We start from the raw sequence: 22,180 nt of genomic DNA, 5'->3' as shown, positions 1-22,180 counted from the left end.
AAAGTTTAAATGTTTTGATTAACCAAAAGTTCCTGAAGTCTTTTTCTGGCAAAATTGAGCTGGGATTTTGAGGTTCCTTCACTGATAGAAAGCATGGCTGCAATTTCTTTATGAGGGTATCCTTCAATGGCAAAGAGGTTGAAAATGGCTCTGCAACCTTCCGGAAGAAAGTTTAAAAGACTTAAAATATCTTTTTCAAACGATATATTTTCCAGTGCAGAATCTGTAGAAACGGCATGATCTTCTTCTAAAGAAATATGCAGTTCTTTAGTGGATCTTAATTTCTGCAGACATTCATTCACTGCAATTTTTTTTGCCCACGCTTCGAAAATTTCGGGATTCTGGAGCTGGCTCATTTTCGTGAAAATCTTATAGAAGCTGTCCGCCAGAACTTCTTCGATATCTTCATCGTTTTTCAGATACCGCTTGCAAACGGTGTACAGTTTTCCCGCCATCATTTCGTAGACTTTCCGCTGCGCGTTGCGGTCGTTCCGTTGACATTCTAATAGTAACTCTCGTTCCATAATCAGGCTTTATATCTACATAGATGCATAAAATTTCAAAAAGGTTGGAAACATGGTCAACTTTTTTGAAAAATAATGAATTTTAATGAAGGAGGCAAATGAATTTAAGAACGAAAACAGCTGTAAATGAATTCTATACTTCATATTTTTGAAATATTTTATTTTTTTAAAAAATTATTTTCACCAAGTTTATGATGCCGCAATTATCTGAATGCAGTGGAAAAACTGTGGTCAGATGTTTTCAGGATGACAAATTTAATGGTCACAACAAATATTTAAAATGAAGGACTTCTATATTAGCCGTGATTGAGCGGTCTGTCTGAGCTCTTTTCGTTTTTTTCGGCGGCGGCTTTGCCGCCGCCGAAACCTCAAAAAAGCGAGTAGCGAAAGCGCGAAACAGCTCCTGATAAAAAACTTTTTCATCGGAAAACCGAAGATTCGATTTAACCTTTCTCTTTGTAACAAATCTGTAATATGAACGACTATTCGTATAAATAATCTTTTTAGTAATGAAAAATTCAAAATTTGTGTCATTACTTTTTGTTTTGTCTGCAGGAAGTATGATGTTTGCACAGGATGACTTAATCAACAAGTTAAAAAACAACCAATCCCATAATGCTAATTTCCAGTTTACCACGCTGAAAGATGTGGGTGCAACTTCGGTAAAGAATCAGGGTTCTTCGGGAACCTGCTGGAGCTATTCGGGAAACTCTTTCCTTGAATCTGAGATGCAGAGAATGGGCAAAAAACCTGTTGATCTGGCGGAGATATACACTGCAAGAAATTCTTACCACGATAAAGCTAAATTATATGTTCTGAATAACGGCGCGATCAGTTGGGGAGACGGCGGAGAACTACACGACGTGATTAATATGTATAAAAAATACGGAGCGGTTCCACAGGATGTTTACACAGGTTTGAAGCAGGGGCAGAGTTTGAATAATTTCTCTGAAATGCAGGGAAAATTAAAGCCTGTTCTGGACAGCTTGGTTCAGGCTGGTTCTAAAGGAAAACTGACGGATAACTGGATGTCTTCCGTTGATGCCATTCTGGATGAATATCTTGGAAAAGTTCCTGCCAACTTTACATATGAAGGGAAATCTTACACGCCACAAACTTTTGCGAAAGAGGTTGTAGGAATCAATCCGGACGATTATGTAGAACTTTCTTCTTACAAGGATTATCCGTATTATCAGAAATTTGTAGTTCCGATTCCTGATAACTGGAGCCATGATTCTGACTGGAACGTACCGATGAAAGATTTAACAGCAATTATCGACAATGCTGTAAACAAAGGATATTCTGTAGGTTGGGCAACGGATGTTTCTGAACCTTATTTCTCTTATAAAAACGGGGTTGCTTATGTTCCGGACATGGATCTGGATCAGATCACAAAAGAAAATAAAGGAACTTTATTCACAGAACCTAAAAAAGACAAAACGATTACTGAAGATATGCGTCAGAAGGCTTTGAATAATCTTTCTACAACAGACGATCATGGAATGCACATCGTAGGACTGGCAAAAGATCAGTCGGGGAAAGAATATTATATGGTGAAAAATTCCTGGGGTGTAACGAATGATTTTGAAGGGTATATTTACGTAACAAGACCTTATGTAGAATACAAATCGACAGCAATTCTGGTTCATAAGGATGCGCTCCCAAAATCAATTAAAAAGCAACTGAAACCAACAAAAAATATTGGGCTGTAAATCTGATCACTTTTGTCATTATTGATGACAATTTTAGATATTTAAATCTGTTAAAAACCGTTCTCATTTTTGGGAACGGTTTTATTTTGTTTGTTTACAATCTACATTAGCATGAATGGCTCTAAAGTATTTGCGCTTAGATACTTTCAGGATGACAAGTTACATCATTATCATCTCCCGCAGATTTGCAAATTTAGCAGATGATTATGTGGGAAAAATCTGCATAATCTGAACAATCTGCGAGAAACAAAAAAATAAAATAACATTCTGAACAATTAAAGAGGTCATTTATTTACAGTATGTTTTGTCATGCTGAAAGCATCTAAACAAAGTTTTCAATGTATCATTGAGATCCTTTCAGGATGACAATTGTTATGGAATTATTGATGATTTAAATTCATTAGAAAACCGTTTCAAGAGAGATCCTGAAGCGGTTTCGTTTAAAATAATTGATAGGTAAAATTATGTAGAAAGTGAATAGTTAATTCGCTTTGCTGGTTAATGAATGGTTCAATAAAAACTGGCAGCAAAGCAATTCACCATTGACTTTTGACTTTTAATAAAGTGTCGCCATGCTTTCGGCTTTGAAATCCTGAAGTTCGTCCATTTTTCCTTCTTTTACTTTCTTCACCCATTCAGGATCCTGTAAAAGCGCACGACCAACAGCAACTAGATCAAAATCTCCTCTTTCCAGTCTTTTCGTAAGCTCCGTTAAATCTGCTTTTTCAGTTCCCTGCCCTCCGAAAGCTGCCATAAAATCTCCTTCAAGACCTACAGAACCTACGGTAATGGTTGGTTGTCCCGTTATTTTTTTTGCCCATCCTGCGAAATTAAGATCAGAACCTTCGAATTCTGCCTCCCAGAAGCGTCTTTGCGAACAGTGGAAAATATCAACTCCTGCTTCTTTTAAAGGTAATAACCACTCTTCCATTTCTTCCTGTGTATTGGCTAATTTTACAGAATAATCCTGCTGTTTCCATTGAGAAAGACGAATAATAATCGTGAAATCCTCTCCTACTGCCGCTCTGATTGCTTTCACCACATCTACCGCAAATCTGCTTCTCTCTTTCAGGGTTTTACCTCCGTACTCATCAGTTCTTGTATTGGTTACATCCCAGAAAAACTGGTCGATAAGATAACCGTGAGCTCCGTGAATTTCCACTACATCAAATCCTAAGTCTTTTGCAGATTTTGCAGAAGCGGCAAACTGAGCAATGGTATCCTGAATGTCTTCCAACGTCATGGCAGAAGCTTTTTCCATCTCAACTGAAGGATAATCTTCTGACATTCTTGTGTCTCCGACGTGCCAGATTTGTGGTCCCATTTTTCCTCCGTTTTCATGAACTGCATCGATTACATTTTTCCATCCGTTCAATGCTTCAGTTCCGTAAAAATCAGGGATATTCTGTAAGTTTTTTGAAGCAGGTCTGTTAATTACCGTTCCTTCCGAAAGAATCAATCCCACTTCCGAAGCCGCTCTTCTTGCGTAATAATCTGTAATTTGCTGTGTAGGAACTCCGTTATCGGATTGTGCTCTTGTCATCGGAGCCATTACGATTCTATTTTTAAGTTCTAAATTCTTGTATTTAAAAGGTTGAAATAATGATTCTGTGCTCATTTTTAACTTAATTATTTTATAATTGTTACACAAAGTAACTAATAATAGTTCATATTTGTATCTTTTGAATTGAAAAAAGTAGTAACTTTGCAGTAACTTACATTAGTAACTTTAAAGTAACAGATGAGCTCTTTACATACGGGTTGGGTTTTAATTTTTATTTAACCACAAACCGAAGGTTCGACAGAGTAAAAAGGAACAAAAAAGATTAGCACATTTTTTATTTTTAAGTTATTCATAAGAAATATAAATCTTAAAAATTCTGTATCTCTTATGAGGGAAACGGCATTGTGAAACTTAAAAGCAATTAATTATTAGAAATTTTTGTGGACTCTGTGTTCAACAAAAAAATAGAAATTAGAAATACATCTTTATGAAAAAGAACGAATTAATGCAATACAGTTGTCCTTTGGGAAAAGCAATGTCTGCTCTGGGAAGCAAATGGAAACCCATCATTGTTTTGGTAATTAAAGACCGTAAACTGCGTTTCGGAGAATTGGCGGCGAGAATCAATGTGATCTCCAGAAAAGTTCTGACCGATCAGTTGAGAGAAATGGAATCCGATGGATTGGTAATTCGTGAAGAGTTTAAAGAAATTCCTCCAAGAGTTGAATATTCACTTACAGAAAAAGGATTGGCTCTCCTTCCGATTTTATATCAACTGGAAGAATGGGAAACGAAATATCATGTGTATGATCCGGAGAAAGAGAAGGACTGTAAAATGATTTTGGAAGGGAAGAAAGTTCAGAAGACGGTTGTTTGATGGTCTTTTTTATTTCTTTAGCTTAAATTTATTACGTTTTACTTTCAAACTTTCAGGATAACTTCCATTAATATAACTCACAAAATCATTATTAATTACTGCTTTTGAACCAGCTTTTGGAACTGAATCATTATATTTAAAGTAAAGAGTATCATTCTTAAACTCATAATTTCCTGTGTAGACATCTTTATCTCTCATCATCCCTTGAGAAATAAATTCAAAACTTTCATCATCATACATTTTCAGATAAACCCAACCTAAGGGAGCTTCCCTGTCTGCTAAAAGCAATTCTTTCCTTTCATTTTTACAACTTGTAACTATTAATAAAAGATATATAAATGAAAATTTTAATTTCATAACTTTTAGTTTAATGGTTAAACAAATATAAATTAAAAACCACCCCCAAAAGAAAGCGGTTTCAAAATTTATCTAAAATCCCAATTAAAATATCGCAGGATATTTCTAAAGATTTACTTTTTTAAAGTCAACATATTAGCAAAAGGCGTAATTTTCTTATTTTCAATAATCTCCAAGCCCGCTTCAGAAATAGATTTCGTCCATTGTTTTTTACTTAAAAAGTGGAATGCTCCGATATTAAAGAAAAGAAAATTTGTCAGATCTCTAAATTGTTCTGAAACAATGATTACACCATCATCTTTTAAAATTCTCTTCGCTTCTTTGAAAAATAAAACTCTTTGATCGTGATCTAAAATTTCGTGAAGTGCAGTTATAGCAAGAATTACATCCTGAGATTGATTTTCAAAAGGAAGATGATCCGGTTTGATTTTTATTTCCTTCGGATTGGGTGGAAATACTTTCTTTGAAGTTTCGATTCCTTTCTCCTGTTCGTGACGATTTCCAAAAATATCACAAACCGTTAAATTCAAATCCGGATATTTTTCTTCCAATCGTTTTGACAAAGGATCAAAGCTTGCGTGAACTAAAGCTGCATTTTCAGCTTTCTCCAAATCCACAATTCCCTTTAAATTACTCAATTCATACAAATCAGATTTGTCATATAAAATGTAAGAAGCAACAAGTGATGCAAAAATATTTATTATGATAAGTGCGCTTAAAATTCTTAATATTAAAATAACCGGAGTTGAATTAATCCAAAATGATAATGCACAAAGAAGAACCGAAACAATAAACCCAAGTACTATTTTTTGATAATTAAAAAGGACAACAAGTTTTGTGATTTTCATTATTTTTTATTCGAAATTAATTCTAAAATTATTTTTAACCCTTGCAACACTATTTTTATATTTACCTGGTTTCCAATTATTATAGTGCTCTAAAATTTTACTTTTTGCAATCTTCTCAAGTTCACTTTTATATTTTTCATTTTCTTTTATGTCGTTAACCCAATTTTCATTTTTAAAAGTACTGATCTTTCCATTTTTTTCAACTATAAAACTGACATCCATAAATATAGAATTACTTTTAGCATTTTTTAGTGGTAATCCTGTTTTAATTGTTGGTAAATAACCTTGCTTCATTAAATTATCTTCCTTTATAAAATGTGGTTTATCATTTTCTTCCAAGTCATAAATACTTAAAACCTTATCATGATTTTCGATATTCTCAATCATTAGCTTTTCCGCTTCTTGCTCAATCCTTTTTCTAAAATTTTTTCCATGAACTTTTTCCATTTCTAAATCAATAAACGCTTTATAACACCCCTGAGTTTGACCATCAATTACAGCACAACTAAAATCATAATTGATTATTTTAAATTTTTGTCTTTTGGCATACTCTAAAATCTCGTCTTCATAAGGTAAGAACTTGCATCCAAAACAAGATGTGGTAACATAAATATTCTTGTATTTTTCTAAATCTTTTTGCGCCCTTTCAATATCATTTTTACAAATTTCATCATTATTTTTTGGTCTTTTAACATATTTACGCAAAACCTCTTCCGTATTAGGAATCATCTTATCTACAGGTTTTATTTCAAGTTTTTTATCCTTGCAACATATCATTATTAATAAAAATAATATAGAAAGAACGATTTTCATGAATAGGTATTTAGTATAATAAATAACAATATACTAATTTTAAGCAGAAAAAAAACCGCTTCCAAAAAGAAAGCGGTTTCAAAATTATTTAAAATCCCAATTAAAATATCGCAGGATATTTCTGAGGATTTGTTTCGTTAAACATTGCATAGATTTTTTCAACCATATCATCCGCAGAAGGTTTGCTAAAATAATCTCCGTCACTTGCATATGCAGGTCTGTGATCGTTTGCAGAAATTGTCAACGGATCAGAATCTAAGAATCTGAACGCTTTTTGTTTTTCTAAAATCTGCTGAAGAATAAATGCTGAAGTTCCGCCTTCCACATCTTCGTCAATCACAACCAATCGGTTTGTTTTCTTTACAGATTCTGCGATTTCATGTGTTAAATCAAAAGGAATTAACGACTGAACATCAACAACTTCCGCAGAAATTCCTAATTTTTCAAGCTCTTCCGCTGCTTCCATTACAATTCTCCATGTAGAACCATAAGTAACTAACGTAACATCTTTTCCTTCTTTCGTAACCTCGATTTTTCCGACAGGAACAGTGAATTCACCTAAATTATCCGGTTGTTTTTCTTTTAATCTGTAACCGTTTAGACATTCAACAATTACAGCAGGATCGTCGCTTTGAAGCATTGTATTGTAGAATCCGGCAGCTTTCGTTAAGTTTCTTGGAACCAATACCAAAATACCTTTTGAAAGGTTCAAAATTCCCGCCATCGGAGAACCTGAATGCCAAACTCCTTCTAATCTGTGACCTCTCGTTCTGATGATAACCGGCGATTTCTGACCTCCTTTTGTTCTGTACTGAACGGTTGCCAAATCGTCGCTCATACCCTGTAAACAATACAAAATATAATCAAGATACTGGATTTCGGCGATTGGTCTTAAACCTCTCATTGCCATTCCGATTCCCTGTCCTAGAATGGTTGCTTCACGGATTCCCGTATCGGCAATACGAACGTCACCGTATTTTTCCTGCATTCCTTCCAACCCTTGGTTTACGTCACCGATGTTTCCCGCATCTTCACCAAAGACTAAAGTTTCAGGATATTTTTCGAATATTTTATCGAAATTGTTTCTTACCACTACTCTTCCGTCCACATCTTCAGAAGCATCGGAATAAATTGGTTTTATTTCTTTTACGTTTTCAGCTTTCCACTGAGACTGAGAATATAGATGAGAAGAATAATTGTCTTTTTCAACTTCAAAAATCTCGTTGTATTTCTGCATCAGTTGGTTTCTTTCTGCAGAATGGGTTCCTCTCGTTGCCAGTAAAGATTTTCTTACCAAATGGAAAACGTCTTTCTTTGCTTTTGAAACGAGTTTATTGAATTGGCTGATGTAATTTTCAATTTCAGCATTTTGTCCTTTAAGATTTTCAACCAAAGGTAAAACGGAAGCGATTAAGTCTGTAATTGTTTTCTGGTAATTTTCCCAAGCCTGTTTCTGACCTGCTTTTACCGTTTTTTTCGCTTCATTATCAATAGCATCCAGCTCTTCTGCTGTTGCCAGAACTTCTTCTTTGCCTTCAATTTCGATGGAATAGTTTAAAATCCATTCTCTGAATTTCACCAATCCGTCAAACTGAGATTCCCAAGACAGACGCTCTTCATTTTTATATCTTTCGTGAGATCCTGAAGTGGAGTGACCTTGTGGCTGCGTAACTTCAATCACATGAACCACTACCGGAACACTTTCTACTCTTGCAAACTGTTCTGCTCTTGCATAAGCATCCAAAAGCGCAGGATAATCCCAAGCTTTCACCTGAATGATTTCGCACCCCTGATTTTCTCCTTCTTTTCTCTGGAAACCGCTCAGCATTTCAGCGATATCGGCTTTTGCTCTCTGATTTTTCGTAGGAACAGAAATTCCGTACCCGTCGTCCCAGATCGAAACTACCATTGGAACCTGAAGCGCACAAGCCGCATTCAGTGTTTCCCAGAAATGACCTTCTGCTGTAGAAGCATCTCCGATTGTTCCGAAAGCAATCTCATTTCCTTCTCTGGAAAACTTTTCAGAGCCTTCGAATTTTACGGTTTTATAAATTTTAGAAGCCTGAGCCAACCCTAATAATCTCGGCATTTGTCCCGCAGTAGGAGAAATGTCGGAAGAGATATTTTTCTGAGCCGTTAAGTCTTTCCAGCTTCCGTCTTCATTTAAGCTTCTTGTCGCAAAGTGGCCGTTCATCTGTCTTCCGGCTGAAGCAGGTTCTCTTTCCACGCTTGTATCTGCATACAATTGTGCAAAAAAACTTTCAACAGTCAACGCATTTACAGCCAATGCAAAGGTCTGATCTCTGTAATATCCCGAACGGAAGTCTCCATCTCTGAAAACTTTCGCCATTGCAAGCTGAGGAAGCTCTTTTCCGTCCCCAAAAATACCAAACTTAGCTTTTCCCGTAAGAACTTCTCTTCTTCCCAAATAGGACATTTCACGAGAAATCCTTCCTAATTTATAATCTTCAAGTATTTGATTTTTAAAATCTTGAAAGGAAATTTGCTGTGTTTCAATATAGGTTGTCTGCATAGCCAAATATTAAATATTTTTATTTTGAAGTATTTTGCTAATATACACTTTTTAAATTAATTTTAATTTTTAATAATCTTTTTTAAAAATTTGATAATAAAATAAATTGTGTTTATATTGGAATAAATTTGTAAATGATGGAGAAAAAATCGTCTCATATCCTTAATGCATCGAGTAATCTTCTGGGGTTTTCTCTGGTCATTATCACTTCATTAAAGATATCAAAAATCAGCCACAGCACGCATTTGGACGAGTTTGCCGGAGTTGCTTGTCTTTTTTTTGCTTTCAGTTGTTTCTTTTCTTTTCTCGCAATAAGATCAATGCACGAAAAACGTTCCCACAGATTTGAAACTATTGCGGATTATTTATTTTTAATCGCTTTATTTTGCATTGTTCTGGCTGTAATTATTGTGACAGTAAAAATAATTTAACTTCAATCTGATAAATTCATATTAAATTATATTTAAATAAACAACACCAATAACCATTTATTAATATTAAAAACACATTAAATAACAAAATAAAATCAACGAAAATCAAATTTAATTAAAAATATCCAAAATCAATCGGTACGATTTTTGAAGAGTTTGGAAAAAAATTCACAAATTTCAAAAATCATGAGAAACAAATTATTTCAGGTAACTAAAATATTACCCTTTATTTTGATACCATTGTCTTCTTACGCACAGGTAGGAGTTAACACTGCTAATCCTCAAACGACCTTTCATGTAGACGGAAACAAAGATAATGCGGCTTCCGGAACTCCAACTACCACACAACAAGCTAATGATTTTGCAATAACAAATTCCGGAAATGTAGGAATAAGCACGATAAATCCCAGTGAGAAACTGGATGTAGCAACAGGAAATGTAAGAGTTCGTACCATCAATTCCAATACAGGAGTTCCCGGAACAGATAAATATGTAGTCGCAGATGGAAATGGTGTATTAAAAACCATAAATTTTACCACAACAGATCTTTTCCATGCGCGGTTATCTGCCGATCAGAACGCAAACAGCGGCGTGATTGCTACTTTACTTTTTGCAGCTCCTTTGGTAACTTCAACGTATTATTCTTACAATTCAACTACCGGAACGCTTACCTTCAATCAGGCAGGAAACTATATTGTAACGTTTCAGGCAAGTTTTGGAAATGTTACTGCAGGTACACAGCTTGTTTTGGGAGTAAGACCTGTTCCCGATAATAATTATCTTGCGAGAGGAAGCCATTACGCGGGAGCGGATACCCCTACACTCACTGCCACTGTCAGAATTGGGGAACTCATGAACTACACGACGATGCTTATTGTACCGAGTGCAGGATATCAGGTTCGTTTTACGGCAGCTCCGAATCAAAACTGTACGGTTTTAGCTTCGGAAACAGGAAGTACAGGAAGTGGTAATGTTACCAATATTACGATTCAGAAAATATAACCAATAAAAAATCGGAACGTTTTGCACATTCCGATTTTTTTTATTTTGAAAAATCTGTTTTAAAATTTTCTTTCGATGACATAATCCAGCATGATTCGCAATGACTTTTTTGCTTCCGAATCGGGAAATTCGTTCAGAATATCAATTGCTTTTTGCTGAAAGTCTTTCATTACGGTAATCGCATACTCTAGACCTCCGGAACTTTTAACAAAATTAATCAGCTCTTTTACGCGTTTCTGATCGTTATTGTAACGTTTAATGGTATTGAAATAGTATTTTCGGTCTTTTTCGCTAGCTGTTTTTAAAGTATGAATCAAAGGCAGCGTCATTTTCTGCTCTTTGATATCAATTCCTACCGGTTTTCCGATAACGTTTGAAGTTAGATAATCAAAAAGGTCGTCTTTGATCTGGAAAGCCATTCCGGTGTAAGTTCCGAAATCCATCATTTTTTTAGCCAGAACTTCATCTGCATTATTCGACAAAACGCCGATTTCACAGCACGCAGCAATTAAAGTCGCTGTTTTCTGACGGATGATTTCATAATAAACCTCTTCTGTAATATCAAGTTTTCTGGCTTTCTCCAACTGAAGAAGCTCCCCTTCGGACATTTCGCGGATGGTTCTTGAAATTACTCCTAATAAATCATAATCCTTGTGATCTGTTGATAATAAAACGGATTTTGACAAAAGATAATCCCCTACCAAAACCGCAATTTTATTCTTCCACAACGCATTGATTGAAAAGAAATTACGGCGTTTAAAACTTTCATCCACCACATCATCATGAACCAGAGTTGCGGTGTGAATCAGCTCGATCATAGAGGCTCCGCGATATGTTTTTTCGTTGACGTCGCCGACTAATTTTGCACAAAGAAAGACAAACATAGGACGCATCTGCTTTCCTTTTGTGGTAACGATAAAACGAGTGACTTTATCTAGTAAAGGTACTTTGCTCTGCATGGATTCATAAAACTTCTGCTCGAAAAGTTTCATTTCCTCATTGATCGGTCGCTTGATTTCTTCAACGGTGTTCGCCACAATCTTTGAATAAGAGATAAATTATTAATTCCCACAAAGATAATTTTTTTCGGGCAATTTTAAGGGAAATTAATCTTTGAGTTTATCTATCGGAATAAAATAAAGGCTTTGTTTTCCTCCGCCAATCGGAGAATGAAACTTTTCCCCCGAAATATAGATTCCTGTTTCATCAACGGCAATTCCTTCAATTTGTCCAATAGATAAAGCGCTTCCGAGATAATAATGTTTGGGATTTTGTTTAAAAAAAATTCCCGGCTCTGCTTCATCAAAAATATCTAAAAACACTTCTGTCTTCTTGGTATAGCCTATTAAATAGAGTTTTTTATTAAAATAAGAAGCGTCTGTTACCATAAAACCGGTCTTGTAATTTTCGATTTTCTGAGCTTTTTGCTTTTCTGAAATTTCAGGATCGATAAGGTAATGAATCGTTGATTTTGAACCCCATTCTTTCGTAAAAAGATGAATTTTACCATTCAGATAAATCATCGCTTCCGCATCGAAATCCGTTTCGGAATATTTGGGAATAAATTCCTGCTGTTCAGGATATTCAAAAGAAATTAATTTAACCGAATCGTTTTTTGATGAATTATTTTCAAAAGGAACTTTATAAATTTCGAGGTCTTTTCTTGTTCCGCCGTTGTTTCCAAAATCTCCGATGTAGAAGTTTTTACCGTCGTTTGTAAGCGCTTCCCAATCTTTATTTTTTCCGTTGATTTGTATCGTACCGATGATTTGTCCTGTCGATTTATCCAACTCAAAAAGTTCGGGAGAATTTCCGCTGTCATTAAAAGTATACAGTTTTCCGTTCATTAAACTTAAACCGGAAGTTTCCTTCACCTTATCATCCAAATTACCAATTCTGTATTTTCTGATTTTGAAAAGTTCAGCCTGTTGGGAAAATGAGAAGGTAGAAATTGTAAGGGTTAGTATGAGGAAAAGCTTTTTCATGAAGTAAAAATATTTATTTAAACCCAAATGACATTAGTTTTTTATACAAAATTAGAGGTTCCTCTGTCATTCTGACGATGGAAGAATCTATTTTTAACAGATAGATTGCAAAAGTTTTATTTAAATACTTTATGCTTTTAATTTCGAACGCAACTTATTTAAACTAATTTCAGAATAAAACCGCAAAAGGGACAAAAGATAATGATAAAACGAATTTCCAGAATAATAAAAGTGCTCAAAAGAATAAAAATCAAAGATTTTTAAAACTATTATAACCTTCTTATTTATAATCATCAAAATCTAAATAACCGTTTAGTTCACCTTTGTGGTTAAATAAAAAGTTTAAACACACTTAAGATTATATTTAAGTCCAAATAATTAAAATACTTGTGAAGTCCGTGTAAAATTTGTGTTTAGAAAACTAAGCAGATTTCTTCTGAATCTGATCTTTATTTTTATTTTTTCTTGCCCAGTAATCTTTTTGATATTGTCTCACGGTTTTTCCCGTTCCGTCGTGTCGCCATCCCGGAGAATTAAAAATATAATTGATACGATCTGAAAATTTCAGTCCCGGCTGTTTAATATCTTTCCAGATTTTTCGCCATTCGTATAATAAAACTGTGTCTGGTCTGTCATTCGGCATCTTTGGATAAATTCCGTATTTTACAGGAATATTTGGATCTTCTTTTTCAAAAGTTCCGAATATTTTATCCCAGATAATGAGGCACATCCCCATGTTTCTGTCGAGATACTTGATGTTGCATGCATGATGAACACGGTGATGAGAAGGCGTTACCAAAATGTATTCAAGAAATCCCATACTTTTTACAGTCTGTGTATGAACCCAAGTTCCGTACACCTGACCAATTGCGTAAACCACCATAATATGCCATGGATCGAATCCTAAAAAAGCCAGTGGTGAAAAATACAAATATCTGTATAGAGGCTGTAAAACCGGACTTCTGAAACCTGTTGTCAAATTGAAATATTCTGAGTTGTGGTGCGTAATATGAACCGCCCAGAATGCTCTGGAATGATGATCCACATAATGGAGAACGTAATAGGCAAAATCCGTCACCACAAAGCAGATCAGCCAATACCAGACAGTAAAATCCCATGAAAAAAGCCTGTGATCGTAAAAGAAAAACATAACGCCCATTGCGAAAGCTTTCATGATAAGATCCAGACCGAAATTCAGCAAAGCAAGATAAACACTTGTTGCAACATCTTTTCCGTTGTATAATTTAGCCTCTGAAACGTGGCTGTAGATCATTTCTGCTAAAATAATCGTGGCATGAACAGGAATTGACCAAGCATAAACGCTTTCCAATCCATTTTCACCTGTAAAGAACTCCATCATCACCTATAAATTTGTGGTACAAATTTATGATTTTAGGAAAACGTTAAGAAAAATTATTGATTTTTTTAATAAAATTTTAATCCGCAGATTTATTGGCTAGCTGTCCGCATGCTGCATCAATGTCTCCACCACGGCTTTTTCTTACCATGCATACAATTCCTGCATTTTCAAGCTGACGGATATAATTTTCTTCTGCCTGTTTGTTGCACTGGTCATATTTTCCGTCACCAATAGGATTGTACTGAATTAAATTAACTTTAGAAGGAACCTGCTTGCAGTATTTAATCAAAGCTTTGATATCTTCATCGCTGTCATTAATTCCTTTCCATACACAATATTCAAAAGTAATGACTGAACCTGTCTTTTTGTACCAATACTGGAGAGACTCCATGATTTCAGTTAAAGGAAATTTATCGGAAAAAGGCATGATCTCATTACGTTTTACTTCGATTGCGGAATGAAGTGATAAAGCTAATTTCACTTTCAGTTCTTCATCAGCCAACATCTTAATCATCTTCGGAATTCCTGAAGTAGAAACGGTAATTCTTCTGGGAGACATTCCCAAACCTTCCGGCTGGGTTATTTTGCGGATGGCTTCCACCACATTTTTGTAATTCATCATCGGCTCTCCCATTCCCATAAAAACAATATTGGAAAGCGGTCTGTCGAAATACATTTTACTCTGGCTGTCGATTAAAGCAACCTGATCCACGATCTCAGCAACTTCAAGATTTCTCATTCTTTTGAGTCTTGCGGTTGCACAGAATTCGCAGTTTAATGAACATCCGACCTGTGAAGAAACACAAGCGGTGGTTCTGGTTTCTGTAGGAATAAGAACAGATTCCACCAATAAGCCGTCGTGTAATTTCACTCCGTTTTTAATGGTTCCGTCTGTACTTTTCTGAAGCTGATCCACAGAAACAGGATTGATGGTATACTCTTCCGCGATTCTTTCACGAAGAGACTTTGAAAGATTCGTCATTTCATCAATCGAGTGGAGATTTTTACTCCACAACCAGTCGTACACCTGCTTCGCACGAAACGGTTTCTCTCCCAAAGAAACAAAGTATTCTTTGAGCTGGTCCAGTGATAAAGTTCTGATGTCTTTCATTATATTGTTGGAAGTTAGATGTCAGAAGATGGAAGAAAAATTGGGCGCCGAATTGTAAACTTCCAACACCCAACTTCCAGCTTCCGTTCTTATAAAATTAGCATTGCGTCTCCGTAAGAGTAGAATTTGTATTTCTCTTTTACGGCTTCTTCATAGGCATGCATTACGAAATCTCTTCCTGCAAACGCTGCAATCATCATAATTAATGTAGATTTTGGCGTGTGGAAGTTGGTGATCATACAGTTTGCCACTCCGAAATCGTGTGGCGGATAAATGAATTTATTTGTCCAGCCGTGGAATGCAGAGATTTTTTTATTTGAAGAAACAGAAGTTTCAAGTGTTCTCATCGTAGTCGTTCCAACTGCACAAACTCTTCGGTTCGCATCAACAGCGTTGTTGATGATCTGAGCGTTTTTCTCGTCGATGAAGATCTCTTCAGACTCCATTTTATGCTTAGAAAGATCTTCTACCTCAATTGGGTTGAAAGTTCCTAAACCAACATGAAGTGTAACCTCAGCAAAATTAATTCCTTTGATCTCCAATCTCTTCATTAAGTGCTTTGAAAAGTGAAGACCTGCTGTAGGAGCTGCAACCGCACCTTCAACTTTTGCATAAATCGTCTGATATCTTTCCGCATCCTCCGGCTCAACATCTCTTTTGATGTATTTTGGAAGCGGAGTTTCTCCTAATTCTTTCAGTTTAGCTCTGAATTCTTCGTAAGAACCATCGAATAAGAATCTTAACGTTCTTCCTCTTGAAGTGGTGTTATCGATAACTTCAGCAACCAAAGACTCGTCTTCTGTGAAGAATAATTTGTTACCGATTCTGATTTTTCTTGCAGGATCTACCAAAACATCCCAAACACGGGTTTCTTTATCAAGCTCTCTCAAAAGGAAAACTTCAATCTTTGCTCCTGTTTTTTCTTTGTTTCCGTATAAACGTGCAGGAAAAACTTTAGTATTGTTAAAGATAAATAAATCATCTTCCTCAAAATAATCCACAACATCCTTGAATAATTTGTGCTCGATAGTCTGTGTTTTTCTATCAAGTACCATTAGTCTGGCTTCGTCTCTGTGCTCTGATGGGTGTTCTGCCAATAATTCTGCAGGAAGATCAAAATTAAAATCTGATGTTTTCATTTTTTAAATTACGGTTTAAAAATTATTGAAATTACAAGGTGTAATTTTCGGAGTGCAAATATACGACATGAAACACCCCTTTGTCAAGTATTATTTACATAGATGTTAAATAAACTCTTTTTACATTTTTTAAATAAACACAATCAACTAATAATCAATAGTATAATTATTTTCGCTTTGCTTTTTTAAATAAAATGCGTTTGTATTCCTTTAAATTAAAAAGGTGTATTTAAGAATTTTGTTTAGTCTTGCAAGTATTCAAACGCGAGGCTAAACAGAGAATTTATTTAAATTATTAAAACCAAGATAAACAAGGGCGTTTCACTTATTTTCGAAATACGAAGATTCAAAGTATTTAGATTAATTTTAATTGAAATAAAAAACCGTGATTTTCCGATATTTTTTAAGCCATAAAAAAGCTATTTTTGAGAACATTAAAAATTTACACTATGAGCAAATATTCGATTGAATCTTTTGTGAATGAAACGAAAGAAAATCCAATGGAAAGAGATTATTTCGAGCTGGAAAAACCCTCTCTTCTGGAGATCAACCTCAACAATCAGTCTGTCTGGACGAAGACAGGAAGCATGGTTGGCTACATCGGAAACGTTAATTTCGAAAGACAGGGAATGCTTTCCGGAGGAATCGGAAATTTATTGAAAAAAGCGATCAGCGGCGAAGGCGCAAAATTAATGAAAGCCGAAGGAACCGGAAAACTATACGTGGCGGATTCAGGTAAAAAAGTTCGTATTCTTTATTTGAATAATGAAGCGGTCTGCGTAAACGGAAACGATGTTTTGGCACACGAACAAAGTATTAAAAGCGATATTACCATGCTGAAAAGTATTGCAGGCGTAATGTCGGGCGGACTTTTTCAGGTGAAATTATCCGGAACGGGACATATCGCAATTACCACTCACGGCGAACCGTTGACATTACTGGTAACTCCCGATGCACCGGTTTTCACAGATCCGAATGCCACCGTTGCGTGGTCGGGAAATCTATCTCCTGAACTGAAAACCAACGTTTCTTTCAAAAGTCTGATTGGAAGAGGAAGCGGTGAGGAATTCCAGATGAAATTCTCAGGAAATGGTTGGGTTTTGATTCAGCCTTATGAGGAGGTTTACAGGATTGAGAAGTAATTTGATAATTCATTAACGTGAATTGTCAACAATAAATATAAAGCAAGAAAATTTCTTGCTTTATATTTTAATTATCCTTAAATTTTAACTGATTTTGATTTATCTTTATAGTGAAATCCTGTGCTTCTATAGCGTTCAATGACAGATTAATTTCTAAATCTTCAGACTTATTTGAGGCATATTTTAAAATATAGTTATTACTAAATTTCACCTTTTTATCAATTTCATAGTAATCAAACAATAACTGAAGTCCTACAAATGATAAATCATCTTTAAATTCTACTAAAATAACCTCCGCAGAAGCTCTTGGCTTCCTCATTTTGTCATTTTTAAATTCTTTTATCAAATAATTAACAAGTCCGTCATTTTGGTTTTTTATCAATTCAGAATTGAAAAATCTTCTTTTAGATTCTTCTTCAAATTGATTTTTAACAAGGTGCATTCTTGTAGAGTATTTATAGTCAAAATCACTTGCGTTTAAGGGAAATTTAGTATTCTTTACATCAAAGTTATGTTGTAAACTATTTTTAAAATCTATAATTGTAGCAGTGAGTTCATTTTTTTCAACAGATTTAAAAAAAATCCTGTAAGAATGATCTTGAGAATTTACAATATATTGAAATTCCATTATTTCAGGTCTCTCTTTCTTATTCCTTTTCAGTTCATAATTGTATTTGATATAATAATCAAAATGATATTCCTGAGAAAAAATATTGATATAAATAAAGAATAAAAATAACGGTATTAGTTTTTTCATAAATGTGCCTTAATTAATTTCCATTCCTCCAGTTTCTTTTCAAAAGAAACCGTATGAAGCGGACTTGTAGAAGGCAGTAAAAATACAGGTATTTTATAGTTCTTTCCTAAAATTTTCTGCAAATTTTTATAGGACTTTCCGCCGTTACAAAAGATTGCCTTAATATTCGGATAATCTTCCAGAAGTTCTTCAATCTGGTTGGCTTCTTCATTTTTTATTTCAGAATCCAGACTTCCTTTTCTTTCGCAGGAATCGATAACATCCCAAAGTGCAATGTTATGCTTCTTTAAAATATTAATTCTTTCCGCATAATCTTCTGTAAATTCTTCATTGAGCAATTCAAAGATGATTTTCCAGAATTTATTTTGGGGATGACCATAATACTGCTGTTTTTCTAACGATTTTACACCCGGAATTGATCCCAGAATGATAATTTTAGAATCGTTGTCGATGATGGGTGGAAAGGAAGATATTCTGTTTTGCATGATTCAAATTTATAGGTTTTTACTTTTTTTAACGCAAGGAACGCTAAGATTTTCTTTTAAAACTTGTCTAAGTTTTTTACCGCAAAAATTGTAACACTTTAGTTGTTTAAGTTCAATCCTTAAATGAAAAGAAAGAGCATATAAGTTTAAAAAATCAAAGATTTTTTCTCTTTGCAGACTTTTGAAATACTTTAAATAAATCCAATAAAATCTTTTGTCCCTTTTGCAGTTAAATTTAAACTCATTTTAAATTTAACTGAATATTTTCGTTCGCGATAACTTTTCACTCAGCCAATAAGCATATTTTCTAAAAACAAAAAACGGACTAAAGTCCGTTTTCTGTTGATTTTTGTATCTTTTTAAACCACCCCGTCAAAAATTCTGTGAATTTTTGCCACCCCTCCAAAGGAGGGGAATTCGTAAGGGAAGATTATATTTATAAAGTTTCTTTTAACCAGTCGAAGAATTCTCTTTGCCAAACCAAACCGTTTTGAGGATGCAGCACCCAGTGATTTTCGTTCGGGAAATAAACCAGTTTAGATTTTAAACCTCTCAGTTTTGCTGCCTGAAATGCTTCCTGTCCCTGCTCGTAAGGAACACGGTAATCTATTCCGCCCTGAACGATCATAATCGGTTTGTTCCATTTATCAACAAAATTGCTTGGGTTGAATTCCGTATAAGCTTTTGGCTGTGGCTTTTCCCATGGTGAACCTAAATCCCAGTTCGCAAACCAGAGTTCTTCCGTTGTCAGATACCATGATTTCATATCAAATAATCCATCATGAGCAATGAACGTTTTGAATCTGTTTTCGTGAATTCCGGCTAACATAAATACGCTGTATCCTCCATAACTTGCTCCGACAGCAGCAACTCTGCTTCCGTCAACGTAAGGTAGCGTTTTTGCGTAATCTGTTGCGGCAAGATAATCTCTCATTGGTTGTCCTCCCCAGTCTCTGGAGATTTCTTCATTCCATTTTGTTCCCCAACCCGGCATTCCTCTTCTGTTTGGTGCAACAACGATATATCCGTTGGCTGCCATTAAAGCAAAGTTCCATCGTGTGCTGAAAAACTGCGTTAAGGCAGATTGCGGACCTCCCTGACAATAAACAAGGGTTGGATATTTTTTATTCGGATCAAAGTTTGGCGGATAATGGAACCACACTCCCATTTCTTTTCCGTCCGAAGTTTTCACCATTTTCAGTTCAGATTTTCCCTGAGCCAACTGTGCATACATTTCTTTATTGGCTTCCGTAACCTGCTTCATTTCTCCGTTCTTAAGGTTAACAGAGAAAATATCTGTGGCGTGGTTGATATCGGTTCTTCCTACCAAAAGTGAAGTTTTCTGATCGGCAAAAATTTCATTCACATCAAAATCACCTTTTGTGATCTGCTGCACTTTGGCATTTTTAGGATCTAAAGAAAATAACTGCTTCGTTCCTCTGAAAGCTGCCGTGAAATAGATCATTTTTGAATCTCCGCTCCAGAAAACATCTCCGGAAACACTTTCGTCCCAGCTTTGCGTTAAGTTTGTTGTTTTTCCGGATTTCCAATCCATGATTTTTACATCATTTTTGTCGGCTTCATAACCGTCTCTTGCCATACTCTGCCACAAAAGTGATTTTCCGTCCGGACTGAATTTCGGATTAACGTCGTATCCTTTATTGGATTCGGTTAAATTTTTTGTTGTTCCTGAAGCAAGATCGTATGCAAAAATATCTGTGTTTGTGCTTGTAGAGTATTCTTTGCCGCTTTTCGGTTTAGTTACATATAAAAGCTGTGCAGAATCCGGACTCCAGATGAAATCTTCCGCTCCGCCAAAAGGTCTTTGTGGCGAATCCCACATTTTCCCTTCCAGTAAATCTTTTGCAGCATCTGCTTTATCTGAAACATTTACTACGAAAACATGATTGTATTTCCCTTCATTGAAATAATCCCAGTGTCTGTGATTCAGATCTGTATAAACCTGCGCGGTGGTTTTCGGAGTGTCGGAATATTTGTCTTTTCCCATTACTTTTTCTACCAAAACCTGCTTGCTGAAGGCTATTTTTTTACCGTCGGGAGAAATAACAATGTTGTCTGCTTCACCAATGGTGTAAAACTCCGTCCATGTTTTACCATTGTCTTTTGAAAGGAAAATCTTATCACCTTCCTGCGCGTACAATCCGTTTTTATCCCACTGAATCAGTGCTTTTTTACCTAAATCAACTTTCACGGACTGATTGTTCAGAACATTCAGGAAATAGTTCTCGCTTTTTGTTTTTTCGGTTTTAAGATCGGTCTGTCCTATTTTGTAGATTAACGAAGACTGATCGGGAGAAACTGCCTGTACCCCAACTTTTTTCAAAGTCCATAAAATTTCAGGCGTCATTAGTTGTTGTGCATTCATTAAGAGCGGAGCTGCCAAAGCCAGCAGACTGTACTTAAGTTTCATATTAATTCATTTTTTATGACTTTATCATTCAATCCAATCATAAAGTCTTTATTTAATTCAAAGATTGCCAAAGTTAACTATTTTTAAAACACAAACGCGCACAAAAAATCGCCTGTCGTTTTAACAGGCGATTTTTATGTCATTTTAAATTTTAAACTAATCTCCGTCCGAAAACATTGAGTTTGCCAGTGAGCTGACGATGGAAAGCAGGATGCTGAAAATCAGTGCCCATAAGAATCCGTCTACCATCATGCTGTCTATAAAATAATCCGCGATCAGGATGATAATTGCATTGATTACTAAAGTGAACAGCCCCAATGTAATAATGGTTAAAGGCAATCCCAAAATATTAAGAACAGGTTTTACAATTAAATTTAAAAGTCCTAAAACGATGGCAAAAATGATCGCTCCGCCAAATCCTGTAAAGTGTACTCCCGGTAAAATCCATGTTAAAAGATAGGCAACAATGGCCGTTACCAAAAGTCGAATAATTAAGTTCATAGTATGATTTTTTAATGTTGTTGATGCGTGTTCCTGTGCAAAAGCTATTCCACTTGTTTGAAAAATTATCTGATCTTCATCATCGTAACCAAAGACGTGGCAACGTGACTTTCGGAAGCTCCGTCTTCATCTACCACATAAATTTCGGTACGGATCACGCTGATCTTTGAACCTCCTTTTATCACATAAGATTTCGAAATTAAAGCGTCTCCGATGGCAGGTCTTAAATAATTGACTTTCAATTCAACGGTTACCACATAACAGTCTTCTTCGTAATGACTTACTGCCGCATAACCGGAAGAAACATCCACCAAAGAAGCAATCATGGCTCCGTTGAACATTCCCGCTTTTCTTGTCATGAGTTCCATTTTCGGAATTTTCATGGAAATGAAGTCGGTTTCCACTTCCAGAAGTTCGGCTTTGTAGAATTTTAATGTTTCGGAGCGGTTGAAACTGTCGGTGATGAGCTGTTTTTTATGGGGAGTCATTTTTTTGTTTATAATTTGAATACAAGTTGCACATTTTTTTTTACAAATGCGAAAATATTATGTTTGCTTTTGATTTAAACACGAATGGCACGGATAGATTTCACAAATTTTATTTTTAAACACGAATTGCACGAATAATTTGTTCACAAATGGCGCAAATATTTTAACCATTAAGGATAT

Annotated in this window: 21 protein-coding genes; 5 read left to right on the top strand and 16 right to left on the bottom strand. The window is 35.3% G+C overall.

Annotated elements, in window-relative coordinates:
- Positions 1-5: 5 nt before the first annotated feature.
- Entirely contained in the window at positions 6-524 is a 519-nt protein-coding gene (locus H6W53_RS06535) for an RNA polymerase sigma factor (protein WP_185205319.1), read from the bottom strand.
- A gap of 509 nt (positions 525-1,033) precedes the next feature.
- On the opposite strand from H6W53_RS06535, the gene H6W53_RS06530 reads away from it, so the two are divergent.
- Entirely contained in the window at positions 1,034-2,236 is a 1,203-nt protein-coding gene (locus H6W53_RS06530; protein WP_185205318.1) for an aminopeptidase C, read from the top strand.
- Between the two features lie 556 nt (positions 2,237-2,792).
- Here the strand turns inward: H6W53_RS06530 and H6W53_RS06525 are convergent.
- The gene (locus H6W53_RS06525) at positions 2,793-3,854 is read right to left on the bottom strand and encodes an NADH:flavin oxidoreductase (protein ID WP_185205317.1); all 1,062 of its coding nucleotides are present in this window, start codon (positions 3,852-3,854) and stop codon (positions 2,793-2,795) included.
- Positions 3,855-4,227: 373 nt separating this feature from the next.
- Here H6W53_RS06525 and H6W53_RS06520 point away from each other — a divergent pair, with 373 nt between their 5' ends.
- Positions 4,228-4,617 (top strand): winged helix-turn-helix transcriptional regulator, encoded by a 390-nt coding sequence (locus tag H6W53_RS06520; RefSeq protein WP_116099935.1) that lies wholly within the window; start codon positions 4,228-4,230, stop codon positions 4,615-4,617.
- A gap of 9 nt (positions 4,618-4,626) precedes the next feature.
- Here the strand turns inward: H6W53_RS06520 and H6W53_RS06515 are convergent, their stop codons facing one another.
- From H6W53_RS06515 to H6W53_RS06500, 4 genes are all read right to left on the bottom strand, one after another.
- On the bottom strand, positions 4,627-4,974 hold the full coding sequence (locus tag H6W53_RS06515) for a hypothetical protein (RefSeq protein WP_185205316.1): 348 nt from the start codon (positions 4,972-4,974) through the stop codon (positions 4,627-4,629).
- Positions 4,975-5,087: 113 nt separating this feature from the next.
- Complete coding sequence (locus tag H6W53_RS06510; RefSeq protein ID WP_185205315.1) at positions 5,088-5,822, bottom strand: class I SAM-dependent methyltransferase; 735 nt, start codon at positions 5,820-5,822, stop codon at positions 5,088-5,090.
- A 6-nt stretch (positions 5,823-5,828) separates the two neighbouring features.
- Positions 5,829-6,635 (bottom strand): hypothetical protein, encoded by an 807-nt coding sequence (locus H6W53_RS06505; protein ID WP_185205314.1) that lies wholly within the window; start codon positions 6,633-6,635, stop codon positions 5,829-5,831.
- A 100-nt stretch (positions 6,636-6,735) separates the two neighbouring features.
- Entirely contained in the window at positions 6,736-9,168 is a 2,433-nt protein-coding gene (locus tag H6W53_RS06500; protein WP_185205313.1) for a thiamine pyrophosphate-dependent enzyme, read from the bottom strand.
- A gap of 134 nt (positions 9,169-9,302) precedes the next feature.
- Between H6W53_RS06500 and H6W53_RS06495 the strand changes: the two genes are divergently transcribed.
- A complete protein-coding gene (locus H6W53_RS06495; RefSeq protein ID WP_228457760.1) occupies positions 9,303-9,599 on the top strand; it encodes a hypothetical protein in 297 nt (98 codons plus the stop codon).
- 186 nt (positions 9,600-9,785) lie between these two features.
- Positions 9,786-10,601: a hypothetical protein gene (locus tag H6W53_RS21485; protein ID WP_228457759.1), complete on the top strand. Its 816-nt coding sequence runs from the start codon at positions 9,786-9,788 to the stop codon at positions 10,599-10,601.
- Positions 10,602-10,660: 59 nt separating this feature from the next.
- On the opposite strand, the gene H6W53_RS06485 is transcribed toward H6W53_RS21485, so the two are convergent.
- From H6W53_RS06485 to queA, 5 genes are all read right to left on the bottom strand, one after another.
- Positions 10,661-11,638: a polyprenyl synthetase family protein gene (locus H6W53_RS06485; RefSeq protein WP_185205311.1), complete on the bottom strand. Its 978-nt coding sequence runs from the start codon at positions 11,636-11,638 to the stop codon at positions 10,661-10,663.
- A gap of 69 nt (positions 11,639-11,707) precedes the next feature.
- Positions 11,708-12,586 carry a hypothetical protein gene (locus tag H6W53_RS06480; protein ID WP_185205308.1) on the bottom strand — a complete coding sequence of 293 codons (879 nt, stop codon included), beginning with the start codon at positions 12,584-12,586 and terminating at the stop codon, positions 11,708-11,710.
- A 421-nt stretch (positions 12,587-13,007) separates the two neighbouring features.
- Positions 13,008-13,946 carry a sterol desaturase family protein gene (locus H6W53_RS06475; protein ID WP_185205306.1) on the bottom strand — a complete coding sequence of 313 codons (939 nt, stop codon included), beginning with the start codon at positions 13,944-13,946 and terminating at the stop codon, positions 13,008-13,010.
- Positions 13,947-14,022: 76 nt separating this feature from the next.
- Positions 14,023-15,057 carry a 23S rRNA (adenine(2503)-C(2))-methyltransferase RlmN gene (gene rlmN, locus H6W53_RS06470; protein ID WP_185205303.1) on the bottom strand — a complete coding sequence of 345 codons (1,035 nt, stop codon included), beginning with the start codon at positions 15,055-15,057 and terminating at the stop codon, positions 14,023-14,025.
- A gap of 89 nt (positions 15,058-15,146) precedes the next feature.
- A complete protein-coding gene (queA, locus tag H6W53_RS06465; protein WP_087708125.1) occupies positions 15,147-16,196 on the bottom strand; it encodes a tRNA preQ1(34) S-adenosylmethionine ribosyltransferase-isomerase QueA in 1,050 nt (349 codons plus the stop codon).
- A gap of 449 nt (positions 16,197-16,645) precedes the next feature.
- Between queA and H6W53_RS06460 the strand changes: the two genes are divergently transcribed.
- On the top strand, positions 16,646-17,338 hold the full coding sequence (locus H6W53_RS06460; RefSeq protein WP_185205301.1) for an AIM24 family protein: 693 nt from the start codon (positions 16,646-16,648) through the stop codon (positions 17,336-17,338).
- Between the two features lie 67 nt (positions 17,339-17,405).
- Here the strand turns inward: H6W53_RS06460 and H6W53_RS06455 are convergent, their stop codons facing one another.
- From H6W53_RS06455 to H6W53_RS06435, 5 genes are all read right to left on the bottom strand, one after another.
- Positions 17,406-17,966: a hypothetical protein gene (locus H6W53_RS06455; RefSeq protein ID WP_185205298.1), complete on the bottom strand. Its 561-nt coding sequence runs from the start codon at positions 17,964-17,966 to the stop codon at positions 17,406-17,408.
- A gap of 125 nt (positions 17,967-18,091) precedes the next feature.
- Positions 18,092-18,580: a DNA-deoxyinosine glycosylase gene (locus tag H6W53_RS06450; protein WP_185205296.1), complete on the bottom strand. Its 489-nt coding sequence runs from the start codon at positions 18,578-18,580 to the stop codon at positions 18,092-18,094.
- A 436-nt stretch (positions 18,581-19,016) separates the two neighbouring features.
- Positions 19,017-21,011, bottom strand: coding sequence for a S9 family peptidase (locus tag H6W53_RS06445; protein ID WP_185205293.1), 1,995 nt, complete (start codon positions 21,009-21,011; stop codon positions 19,017-19,019).
- Between the two features lie 156 nt (positions 21,012-21,167).
- On the bottom strand, positions 21,168-21,512 hold the full coding sequence (locus tag H6W53_RS06440; RefSeq protein WP_076394950.1) for a phage holin family protein: 345 nt from the start codon (positions 21,510-21,512) through the stop codon (positions 21,168-21,170).
- A 65-nt stretch (positions 21,513-21,577) separates the two neighbouring features.
- A complete protein-coding gene (locus H6W53_RS06435; RefSeq protein ID WP_087708119.1) occupies positions 21,578-22,000 on the bottom strand; it encodes a PaaI family thioesterase in 423 nt (140 codons plus the stop codon).
- Positions 22,001-22,180: the final 180 nt, after the last annotated feature.

Origin of the sequence: Chryseobacterium sp. C3 (genome assembly GCF_014218905.1) — a bacterium.
Lineage (GTDB): Bacteria > Bacteroidota > Bacteroidia > Flavobacteriales > Weeksellaceae > Chryseobacterium > Chryseobacterium mucoviscidosis.
This window is presented reverse-complemented; position numbering and strand designations above follow the sequence as displayed.